Raw genomic sequence first — 11279 nt, 5'->3', positions numbered from 1 at the left:
TTACTAGTTTCACTCCAGCTTATTTAGGGGCTAAGATAGGCTCCAACGTTAAAATTGCTAAGGGATAACAAGGTTGTCAAAATAAAGTAATTAGCTATTTTATCTTATTGAGGAGTAGGTATAAAAACAAAGGGCAGTGAATCATCACTGCCCTTTGTTTTTTGAGATATTTAGTTAGTATTATCTTAGTTCTAACAACACAACGTTTTCAACGTGGTGAGTCTGTGGAAACATATCCACTGGACGTACTTTAATCACTTTGTACTTGTGATCCATCAAGGCTAAATCTCTTGCTTGTGTAGCAGAGTTACAGCTCACATATACAATGCGTTTAGGTGCAACTTTAAGTAACATCTCTACGACATCTTTATGCATACCGTCACGCGGAGGGTCTGTAATAATCACATCTGGTTGACCATGTGTTGCGATAAATTCATCGTTAAACACATTCTTCATATCTCCAACGAAGAATTCACAGTTGGTAATATTGTTGCGTTCAGCATTGAGTTTAGCATCTTCTATAGCCTCAGGTACTGCTTCTACACCGATTACTTTACCAGCTTTTTTAGATACGAATTGAGCGATTGTCCCTGTACCAGTGTACAAGTCATATACTAATTCACTACCTGTCAGTCCAGCGTATTCTCTTGTTATGTTATATAATTCGTATGCCTGTTGAGAATTTGTTTGGTAGAACGACTTAGCATTAATGCTAAACTTAAGACCTTCCATTTCCTCTAAGATATAATCACGGCCTTTGTACAATACTACATCTTGATCGTAGATTGTATCATTTGCCTTGCCGTTGATTACATATTGTAGAGAGGTAATCATAGGGAAGCGCTCAGCCAAGAAATCCATTAATAATTCTCTTTCTTCTTTGTTGTCATAGAAGAATTGAATCATGACCATTACTTCTCCTGTAGAGGCTGTTCTGATCATTAGTGTACGCAATAGGCCTTCTTGTTCACGAGGATTGAAAAAAGATAGGTTATTCTCATTGGCAAACCTTCTTATTTCATTTCTGATTTCGTTAGAAGGGTCTTGCTGCAAATGACATTTTTTGATGTCCAATATCTTGTCCCACATTTTTGGGATGTGGAATCCAAGTGCATTTTCTTTACCCATTTCTTCTCCACTTGCTACTTCTTCAGGTGTTAACCAACGTGCGTTAGAGAATGAAAACTCCATTTTATTTCTGTAAAATAAAGTTTCTTCTGACCCCATGATAGGTTCAAATTCAGGTAATTCAATTTTCCCAATGCGCTTAAGGTTATTGTAAACCTCTTGGTTTTTGTAGAATAATTGTTGGCTGTATTTCATATTTTGCCATTTACAACCCCCACAAGCTCCAAAGTGTTCACACACAGGTTCAATTCTATGTTCAGAAAGTTTGTGGAATTTTACAGCACGACCTTCGTAATAAGCTTTGCGCTTTTTGAATGTCTGTACATCAACCACATCTCCCGGAACTACATTAGGGATAAAAATAACTTTCCCATCTGGAGCTTTTGCTACCGAAACGCCTTTTGCACCTGCATCAAGGACTTCTACGTTTTCGAATACGATTCTTTCTGTTCTTTTTCTTGTCATGCCGCAAAAATAGGCTAAAAAACGATTGATTTTTAGCTTTTACTCATTTTTAGTGTTTGTTTTAAAGGTGTTTAATTTGCTTTAGTACAGTGTGTTATGTATTGTTTTGCTTATTTGTAATCACTCTAATTTATTTTGGATAGAAAATCACTCTAAGAAAGCTGTTCAAAAGGCAGGACAGATTAAAATTAGCTTCTTTGGATAATGTTAATGATATCTTATAGTTAACCTTAGTCGATGATGGATCATAATTTATTTAACTTTTTAGCATTGTGTTTATCAGTAGATGTAAACCAGGAGTATGCAAAGAGGGAATTTGGAAGAAGACAGATTGTTTTCTCTCTAATAGCGGGTAAATTGTAATTATAATTTCGCAAAAAATAATTATCTTGCAAACTGTAATTTATTAAAAACACAATAAACCATTATATAATGTCACAAAAACTTTCATCGGCTCAAATTATAGAGTTAGAAAATAAATATGGAGCTCATAACTATCATCCACTACCAGTAGTATTGTCTAAAGGTGAGGGAGTATATGTATGGGACGTAGAAGGTAAGAAATACTACGACTTTTTATCTGCTTATTCAGCAGTGAATCAAGGACACTGTCATCCAGCTATTGTTAAGGCAATTAGTGAACAAGCGGGAACTTTAGCTTTAACATCAAGAGCATTTTACAATGATAAGTTAGGAGTATACGAAGAAAAGATTACAAAGCTTTTCGGCTTTGATAAAGTACTTCCTATGAATTCTGGTGCAGAAGCAGTAGAAACAGCTTTGAAATTATGTAGAAAATGGGCATACGAAGTGAAGGGAATTGCAGAAGATCAAGCAAAGATTATCGTGTGTGAGAACAATTTCCACGGAAGAACAACGACAATTATTTCTTTCTCAAATGACCCAGACGCTCGTAAGAATTACGGACCTTATACAGATGGGTTTATCCGCGTTGCTTATAATGATGTAGATGCTTTGAAAGCTGCAATGGAGGCGAATAAAGGTACTATTGCTGGTTTCTTAGTTGAGCCTATTCAAGGTGAGGCAGGAGTGTATGTGCCAGATGCTGGATATTTAACAGCAGCTAAAGCGCTTTGTGAGCAACACAATGCTTTATTCATCGCAGATGAAGTACAAACAGGTATCGCTCGTACAGGTAAAATGCTTGCGATTGACCATGAAAATATCAAAGCGGATATCATTGTATTAGGAAAAGCATTGTCAGGAGGAGCGTATCCAATTTCAGCTGTTTTGGCTAATGACGAGATTATGAACGTAATCAAACCAGGTCAACACGGTTCTACTTTTGGAGGTAACCCTACTGCAGCTGCAGTAGCTATCGCTGCTTTAGATGTTGTCTTAGAAGAAAAGTTAGCAGATAATGCTGAGAAATTAGGTCAATTGTTCAGAGCTGAGTTGAACAAGTATATTGCAAACAGTAATATCTGTACTTTAGTACGTGGAAAAGGATTGCTTAACGCAATTATTATCAACGATACAGAAGAAAGTGATACTGCTTGGAATATTTGTCTTAAGTTAAGAGATAACGGATTATTGGCAAAACCAACACATGGTAATATTATTCGTTTCGCTCCACCATTAGTAATGAATGAAGAGCAGTTATTAGACTGTGTACGCATCATCACTGAAACATTAAAAGAATTCGAAAGATAGTATTCGACTAAATAACAATAAGGAACCTGCATTAGTTTGCAGGTTTTTTTTTGCTCTTATATTAATGGTGAACTATGTGGTTTTATAGGGGGGGTAGTATGGGTAAATAGACAGCAAATCACCTTCTTGTATGACATCAAGGTTTAGTTTAAATAAGATTTGCAATCCGAGTTATTGGCTGTCAAAGTTTTCAGTCAACTTTAAGCTTATTTTGTATTTGGAGCAGTAGTGATTTCTTGGGACTTTGTAGTAGTTTTCTTGGGGTATGCTTGGGGTTTTCTTGCTGAAAAGGGCTGTTTTTCGAAGAAAACCCCAAGGAATCCCCCAGTATTCCCAACGAAACCCCAAGGAATTACTCTTAAAATTGTATTGAAGTTTCCCTTTGTTTGTTAGATAAGGGGGCTTACTTCAAGGCGAATGTTTCCTCTAAGATTATTAGGTGATTTAGATAGAAATTTCCTAAAACTACAGATTTGCTTCACAGTGTGATCTGTATGTTTTTCGACCCTGCAGTGGGTAGGTAAAGGTGTAATGATTACTGAACAAATAGATTGTAGGGGAGATAGGAAGATAATAGATTTTGCCTCTAAAGCGGTACATTATTTTCATTTTGGTTACTTTTGCAGTTAACCACATTAAAATACGTAAAGGATGAAGGCACTACTTATAGTTGACTTACAATATGATTTTCTTCCTGGAGGGAGTTTGGCTGTTCATCAAGGTGATGATATCATTCCGATTATAAATAAGATTCAAGACAAGTTCGACATACTTGTTGCTACACAGGATTGGCATCCTAAAACACATAAAAGTTTTGCTTCTCAGCACAAAGATAAAGAGGTATTTGAAGTAATTGACTTAAACGGGTTACCCCAGGTTTTATGGCCAGATCACTGCGTGCAAGGAACTAAAGGTGCGATGTTTAGCGATGCTTGGCAGAGCAATGGTGTCGCTGCTGTATTTCGAAAAGGAATGGATGAGGAAGTAGACTCATATAGTGGCTTTTTTGATAATGGCAAGCGTAGCACGACAGGATTACATGGGTTTTTGCAGGAAAAAGGAGTAACAGAAGTATATGTCTGTGGTTTGGCAGCTGAGTTTTGTGTGTATTATACCTCAAAGGATGCAGCTGAAGCAGGCTTTAAGACTTACTTTTTAGATTTTGCTACAAAACCGATAACTGCAGAAGGCTTGGTTGAGGCAAAGAGTAGGTTAACGGAGCAGGGGGTTATAGTGGTAAGTAAAGAAGATGAATTAGTTTTTTAATGAAAAAGTATACACGATTTAATTTTTTTAAACACACTTTCTGTGATTGGGTTGAAATACCTCTTGATTTTATAAAAGATAGAGAGCCCAATTACAAGAGTAAAGCGGGGAGTCAGTATTTTTTTGATGATGAAGGTGTTGCTCGTTTGTCTAATCATTGGGGACGAGCTGCAAATTGTCGATGGAGAATCACAGGGGATAATAAGGTGAATAACCAAGGCTTGGTGCTTGCGTATGCCAAGTGGAGTGACTTTTTTCCCAACAATGAAGATGAGAAGTTATATGTGATAATTGTTAAAGTTAAGCAAAAGTCTGTGACTTTTACCCATAAGGAAAGTCTAAAAAGCAGTGGAATGATAGTCAGGACTGCTAAAGAAACTGCTAAACGCATTTCTAAAATCAAAGAAGTATTGGAAACAGATCACTGGTTTAAATACATAGAAGGTGTTGATTTAGAAGTCGCAAGGGAACTTATAGTAGAACAATTAGTTAGTACAGATAAAGATTTTCAATTCATTAAAAGAAGTTTATTTAATAGATAGTCAGAAAAATTATTGTTTGAATATTTAATTTTTTTGTACTTTTGACTGCTTCTTTGTAAAAAGAAGTTAAAATGAAAAATAATTAACATTGATTAAACTATGAAAAAAATTACATTATTAGCTGCGTTATTAGTAGGAGGTTTAGTAAGTGCAAATGCACAAAAAGTAGAAACTCCAAAATTAGCTGAAAAAGTAGGAACTACACCTATTAAAAAAGGAAGCTGGATGGTTGGAGCAACTGTAGGTAATATAGGTTATAACTTTGAAGCTGAAAGCTTTAGTTTCGAAATTAAGCCAACTGCAGCATACTTTATCTCTGATGGACTTGCAGTAGGAGCTGAAATCGGTGGAGGTCTTAAGACTGTAAAAAGTGGTAAAGACATCTGGAGTTATGTAATCATGCCTTATGGACGTTACTACTTCCCAGAAGGAGCAAGTGAAACAGGACGTTTCTTCGGACAAGGTGGTATCGGAATCAAAGGTGAATCTCAAGATGGAAATACTGAAAATTCATTTGCATTTGATATCAAAGGAGGTTATTCTCACTTCGTATCTCGCAGTGTTGCTTTAGAGCTTACAGCTGGGTATAGCTATAGTAAAGCTAACTTTACAGGTGGAGAGAAATTCTCTGGATTAGGTATTGGATTAGGATTCCAAATTTTCTTAGGAAAATAATCTTAATAAGATTTATTAATAGAAAAAGGATGTCAGTAATGACATCCTTTTTTGTTTATATAGTAATTTTAGAATAATAATTGTTGTTAATCGTGACATTCCATCATTAATAAATAGCCTTGTTTGTAGGATATAGTAACTAATCCGTCCTGAAGAACTGAATTACTACTTCCGGTGCGCTCTCCTAAGATTAAAGATTCATTAGTAAGTGGATACAAGAGGTTTGTCGTTGTTATATCAGTCACTTCTCCAATTGGAATTAGTGAAATGATCGTATCTTTTTCGTACCACTTCTTAAATTCGAAAGGCAGTGTATAGATGCGAGAATAGTCGTCGTATATGGTTACTTTAAGTTTTTCTCTGTATTTAGCAATATTTGTAATATTCGTAATGGTGTGGTCTGCTCGTTTACCTGTAGCCCATATAACATTGGCAGCAGGAATACCTCTGTCTATGAGGTAATTAAAGGCCTTTTCTAAGTCCGTAGAATTTTGATCAGCAATGTGTATAATATCTATGGGATACTGTTTTTCTCTGTAAATATCTACATTAAAATCTCGATCAAAATCTCCGATGAGTACATCTACTTTTATACCTAATTCAACCACGCGTTCTATAGCAGAATCAAGTACAACAACAAGTGGTGACCATTCCAATAATTGTCCCATTAGTTCAACGCTGCAGGCAGCACCATTGGCAATAATTAAAGCAGGCTCTTGGTCATCTCGGACAATGTGATGTGAGGACATAATATAAGGTTTTTATCAGAAGGCAAAATAAGCAAATACAAATTAGATTGACTTACTTTTTTTTGAAAAAATCTAAATTAGTTTGAGAATAACCTTATATTTGAAACCAAACAAAAACCTTATAGCATGATGAATTTATCTCAAGAACAATGGTGGGAAAAATGTCAAGAAGACCCTAATGCAGTAATTTTGGATGTTCGCACTGAAGAAGAAGTAGAAGAAGTAGCTATTCCTGGCGCAATTAATATTGATATTTACAAAGGGCAAGGATTTTTAGATGAAGTAGAAGCATTAGATAAATCTAAGAATTATTATGTGTATTGTAAAGCAGGAGGAAGAAGTAATCAAGCTTGCTTGCTTATGGGACAGCTTGGATTTGAGAATACCTATAATTTGTTAGGTGGTATTACGGAATGGGAAGGTCCTACAGTGGGATAATACAATAGAAGTAAATACATAGAGAAAGCCAGTAGGAATACCTATTGGCTTTCTTTGTTTTGGCAAGTAGATATTAAAAACGGGTATTACTTTTTAATCTTAGTAAGACAACCTTTTGTATCTTTGTTTTTACAATTTTAAATCGGTTGCTCTTTTTTAGAGTTTTTTTTAATTATGATAAAAGTTTATTTCATTATAAATCCAATTTCAGGAAAAGGTAAACACAATATTACGCAAGAGTATGTAGCCTCTTTCTTTAATAAAGACACCCATCGAGTAGTTGCTCACTATTCTACTTACAAGAAGCACGCTATTGAATTGACTCAGCAAGCTCTAAGGGAGGATGCGGATATTATTGTTGCTTGTGGTGGTGATGGTACAATACACGAGGTTGCGACAGAATTAGTGGGGAAAGAGGTTGCATTTGGGATTGTACCTGTGGGATCAGGAAATGGATTAGCTTCCAATTTATCTATTCCCAAAGACATCGAAAAAGCAATTATTCGAGTGAGAGATGGTCATGTAATCAAAATGGATGTAGGAACCTTAAATGGCGAATACTTCTTTAGCAATATGGGATTTGGAATAGACGCAACGATTATAGATAAGTATGAGAGATCAGGTAAGAGAAAATTAGGTGCCTACATCAAAGCTTCGTTAAATTCTGCCCAAGAGTTTAAGGCTAAACGCGTTCAAGTCACTTATAATGGGATGACAAAGGAGGTAAATCCCCTGTTGTTATTTATATCCAATTCGAATGAAATGGGCTATAATATGTCTTTGACCCCGAAAGCAAGTTTGACTGACGGACTATTAGATTATTTGATGGTACCTAAGATTAATCTGTTTAAGCAATTGACTTTTGGAGTTTATGTCTTGTTTAAAATGACAGATAAATTTAGGAAGACTGACTATATCCAAACAGATCACATTATCGTTGAGATTCCAGACCAACAGACCAATGGTTTGCAGATGGATGGCGAATATTATGAATTTGATGCCAATAAATTTGAAATAAAAGTACTTAAAGGCGCTTTACAAGTTATTTGTTAGGACAGATGTCCTAAGAAAAGTGTAAAGTTTTTAGCACACTTGTTTAAAAAGTGTAAATTTGTATTTCATATATAAACAACAAATAAGAAAAAAATATTATGAATTCATTTGACGTAGTTGTAATAGGTTCAGGACCTGGAGGATATGTGTCTGCTATTCGTTGTGCACAGTTAGGATTCAAGACTGCTATTATTGAAAAATACCCAACATTAGGAGGTACATGTCTAAACGTAGGATGTATTCCTTCAAAAGCTTTATTAGCTTCTTCTCACCACGTAGAAGAGATAGCTCATTTTGCTGATCATGGAATTGAATTAGCAGGTGAAGTAAAGGTTGATTTAGCAAAAATGATTGATCGTAAACAAGCAGTTGTAGATCAGACTTGTTCAGGAGTAAAATACTTGATGGATAAGAATAAAATCACTGTGTTTGAAGGAGTAGGTTCATTTGAAAATGCAACTACAATCAATGTAACTAAGAATGATGGTTCAGTTGAGTCAATCGAAGCAAAACACACAATTATTGCAACGGGATCAAAACCATCAACATTGCCTTTTATCACTTTAGATAAAGAGAGAATCATTACTTCTACAGAGGCTTTAAAATTGCCAGAAGTACCAAAACACTTGATTATCATTGGTGGAGGAGTTATTGGTCTTGAATTAGGTCAAGTTTACTTAAGATTAGGGGCTCAAGTATCTGTGGTAGAGTTTGCAGATAGAATATTGCCAACGATGGATGGTGCTGTGTCTAAAGAGTTGACGAAGGTATTGAAAAAACAAGGTATGAAGTTCTATACATCTCACAAAGTACAAGGTGTTGTGCGCGAGGGAGATGTAGTTAAAGTGTCTGCTGAGGATAAAAAAGGAGAAATTGTTACATTAGAAGGAGATTATACTTTAGTTGCTGTAGGCCGTCGTCCATACACAGATGGATTAAATGCTGATAAAGCAGGAGTGAAATTAACAGATAGAGGACAAGTAGAGGTAAACGATCACTTACAAACATCTGTTTCTAATATTTACGCTATTGGAGACGTTGTACGTGGTGCTATGTTGGCTCATAAAGCTGAGGAAGAAGGAGTATTGGTAGCTGAGTATTTGGCAGGTCAAAGACCACATATCGATTATAACTTAATCCCAGGTGTAGTTTATACTTGGCCTGAGGTTGCAGCTGTAGGAAAAACAGAAGAGCAATTGAAGGCAGAAGGAGTAGCTTATAAAGCAGGAAGCTTCCCATTCAAAGCATTAGGACGCGCAAGAGCAAGTGCTGATACAGATGGATTCGTAAAAATCTTAGCAGATAAGAATACTGATGAGATATTAGGTATGCATATGGTAGGAGCTCGTGCTGCTGATTTAATTGCAGAGGCTGTGGTAGCTATGGAATACAGAGCTTCAGCAGAGGATATTTCAAGAATGTCTCATGCTCACCCAACTTTTGCAGAAGCGATTAAAGAAGCTGCTTTAGCGGCAACTGATAATAGAGCATTACACGTGTAATTATTTGCATTCAATATAAATTAAAAAAGCCTGAGTATTTATTACTCAGGCTTTTTGTTTTGTTGTGAATTTATTTATATTTGTCTTAACAACCATTTAACATTGTGAGATGAAAAAGATTATGCTTTTCGTTAGTGTAGCTATGCTATCACTATCGTGTAGTAAGAGTGATGATAATAATACAGCAGTAGATCCAATATTCGACGCTGAGTTTGTTCAGATTAAATCCGTAAATGAAATACCGGTAGCTACTTTAAAGTATGCTGGGAATAAAGTAGGGCAAAGACCGGTTGGTATAGTCGAGGAGGGAGGGGCCAATTGCAAGGAATTAGATCGCTTGATAGTACCAGAGGATAGAAAAGTTTTGGAGTATGGCAATTTTGTAAAAGTATATGAAAACAATAGAGAAGGTAGTTGCAAATTGAAATGGGATTATTTAAGACAAATTGAATTGAGAAGCAACTCTTCTGGTGATATGTCAGCAAAGGTAATCCAAAGGTATAATAGACCAGCTACTAAAGAAGAACTTGAATTAGATCCGAAGATAAAGTTCTACGTAGAAACTACAAATGAATACTCAGGTAAAATAGAAATAGGTTTTCAAGCAGGTTATCTGCGTATAGAGGACACTAATTTATCTGACGTAACAGAAGGAAGTCAAAATAAAGGAAAGTCTTATTTGTATTTTCATTTACCAAAATAGATCAAAAAGCCAATTGTATTAGAAACGATTGGCTTTTTTTGTTTGCAATAGCTGATAATCCTAACATTTTCTTGTGTTTATTATTTAATTTTTATTGGTAGATTTGTTATTCTATTACTTAAATAAGAACAGAATGATAAAGTATAATAAGGAAACAAAACAATTAGAAATTCGAGATAACTACAAAGGAAGATTAAAGTCTTCTCGTATTATGTCAGTAATAATCTTGATCTTGGGAATCGTTAAATTGTTTTTGGCAGATTGGAATAAACCAAGGGAGATGGATTATGTATTTTGTCTTATAGTGGCTCTTTTTGTTTACTTAGTGTATAAGAATTTGTTTGTAAACACAGCGATTGATACAATTGACAAATACAATATTAAGTATGTCAAAATGCCTAAGGCATTAGCTACTAAAGCAACGATTAAACTCAATAATGGGAAATCGCGCGATGTGTTTGGTTTAAAACAAGTTTCTGATAGAGAGACTTTTCGAAAGTTATTGACTGATGCCAAAATTCGAGTGATATAGCATGGGATATTGCGACTTTGTAAAGGGATTGGGAGATGATACTTCTAACCCACATAAGTATTATCACGATAAAGAGTATGGATTTGCTTTAAGCGATGATAATGATTTATTCGAAAGATTGGTTCTGGAGATCAACCAGGCAGGCCTTAGTTGGTCAACAATATTGAATAAACGTGAGAATTTTAGAAAGGCATATGACAATTTTATAATTGAAACGGTGGCAGCTTATCAACAAGATAAGATAGATGAATTGCTTCAAGATAAGGGAATTATCAGAAATAAACTAAAGGTAAATGCGGCAATCTATAATGCTCAACAGATTGTTCTCTTGCAAAGAGAGTTTGGTAGCTTTAAAAAATGGTTAGATATACAAGAGTTTGAAACATTAGATCAAGCTGTAAAACTGTTTAAAAAACACTTTAAGTTTGTAGGAGGGGAGATTGTGAATGAGTTTTTAATGAGTACAGGATATTTGCCAGGAGCCCATAGTAAAGACTGTCCAATCTACAAAGAAATAGAAAATAGCAACGCTTAATTTGGTACGCTTAGCAG

General features: G+C 35.3%; 13 protein-coding genes. 11 read left to right on the top strand and 2 right to left on the bottom strand.

Going from position 1 to position 11279, the window contains the following annotated elements; translation table 11 throughout:
• Window positions 1-180: 180 nt before the first annotated feature.
• Window positions 181-1593 carry a 23S rRNA (uracil(1939)-C(5))-methyltransferase RlmD gene (gene rlmD / locus GJV76_RS10420; RefSeq protein WP_155092557.1) on the bottom strand — a complete coding sequence of 471 codons (1413 nt, stop codon included), beginning with the start codon at window positions 1591-1593 and terminating at the stop codon, window positions 181-183.
• A 237-nt stretch (window positions 1594-1830) separates the two neighbouring features.
• Here rlmD and GJV76_RS16085 point away from each other — a divergent pair, with 237 nt between their 5' ends.
• From GJV76_RS16085 to GJV76_RS10400, 5 genes are all read left to right on the top strand, one after another.
• Window positions 1831-1956 (top strand): hypothetical protein, encoded by a 126-nt coding sequence (locus GJV76_RS16085; protein ID WP_262885149.1) that lies wholly within the window; start codon window positions 1831-1833, stop codon window positions 1954-1956.
• A gap of 69 nt (window positions 1957-2025) precedes the next feature.
• Entirely contained in the window at window positions 2026-3267 is a 1242-nt protein-coding gene (rocD, locus tag GJV76_RS10415) for an ornithine--oxo-acid transaminase (protein ID WP_155092556.1), read from the top strand.
• A 651-nt stretch (window positions 3268-3918) separates the two neighbouring features.
• The gene (gene pncA / locus GJV76_RS10410; protein WP_155092555.1) at window positions 3919-4533 is read left to right on the top strand and encodes a bifunctional nicotinamidase/pyrazinamidase; all 615 of its coding nucleotides are present in this window, start codon (window positions 3919-3921) and stop codon (window positions 4531-4533) included.
• Complete coding sequence (locus GJV76_RS10405) at window positions 4533-5075, top strand: hypothetical protein (RefSeq protein ID WP_155092554.1); 543 nt, start codon at window positions 4533-4535, stop codon at window positions 5073-5075. The genes pncA and GJV76_RS10405 overlap by 1 nt, the downstream gene beginning before the upstream one ends.
• A 99-nt stretch (window positions 5076-5174) precedes the next feature.
• Complete coding sequence (locus GJV76_RS10400; protein ID WP_155092553.1) at window positions 5175-5750, top strand: hypothetical protein; 576 nt, start codon at window positions 5175-5177, stop codon at window positions 5748-5750.
• Between the two features lie 86 nt (window positions 5751-5836).
• On the opposite strand, the gene GJV76_RS10395 is transcribed toward GJV76_RS10400, so the two are convergent.
• Window positions 5837-6499, bottom strand: a complete 663-nt coding sequence (locus tag GJV76_RS10395) for a thiamine diphosphokinase (protein WP_155092552.1) — start codon at window positions 6497-6499, stop codon at window positions 5837-5839.
• Between the two features lie 126 nt (window positions 6500-6625).
• Between GJV76_RS10395 and GJV76_RS10390 the strand changes: the two genes are divergently transcribed.
• The 6 genes from GJV76_RS10390 to GJV76_RS10365 all read left to right on the top strand — a co-directional run bounded on the left by GJV76_RS10390 (window position 6626) and on the right by GJV76_RS10365 (window position 11262).
• Window positions 6626-6937, top strand: coding sequence for a rhodanese-like domain-containing protein (locus GJV76_RS10390; RefSeq protein ID WP_155092551.1), 312 nt, complete (start codon window positions 6626-6628; stop codon window positions 6935-6937).
• 174 nt (window positions 6938-7111) lie between these two features.
• Window positions 7112-7990 (top strand): diacylglycerol/lipid kinase family protein, encoded by an 879-nt coding sequence (locus tag GJV76_RS10385; RefSeq protein ID WP_155092550.1) that lies wholly within the window; start codon window positions 7112-7114, stop codon window positions 7988-7990.
• 98 nt (window positions 7991-8088) lie between these two features.
• A complete protein-coding gene (gene lpdA, locus GJV76_RS10380; RefSeq protein ID WP_155092549.1) occupies window positions 8089-9492 on the top strand; it encodes a dihydrolipoyl dehydrogenase in 1404 nt (467 codons plus the stop codon).
• Between the two features lie 109 nt (window positions 9493-9601).
• On the top strand, window positions 9602-10195 hold the full coding sequence (locus GJV76_RS10375) for a hypothetical protein (protein WP_155092548.1): 594 nt from the start codon (window positions 9602-9604) through the stop codon (window positions 10193-10195).
• A gap of 133 nt (window positions 10196-10328) precedes the next feature.
• Complete coding sequence (locus GJV76_RS10370) at window positions 10329-10727, top strand: hypothetical protein (RefSeq protein WP_155092547.1); 399 nt, start codon at window positions 10329-10331, stop codon at window positions 10725-10727.
• A 1-nt stretch (window position 10728) separates the two neighbouring features.
• Complete coding sequence (locus GJV76_RS10365) at window positions 10729-11262, top strand: DNA-3-methyladenine glycosylase I (protein ID WP_155092546.1); 534 nt, start codon at window positions 10729-10731, stop codon at window positions 11260-11262.
• The last annotated feature ends 17 nt before the right edge of the window (window positions 11263-11279 follow it).

It is taken from the genome of Myroides albus (assembly GCF_009711045.1).
GTDB classification, from domain to species: Bacteria; Bacteroidota; Bacteroidia; order Flavobacteriales; family Flavobacteriaceae; genus Flavobacterium; species Flavobacterium album_A.
Note: the sequence above shows the minus strand (reverse complement) of the source record. Positions and strands in the feature narration are given on the sequence as shown.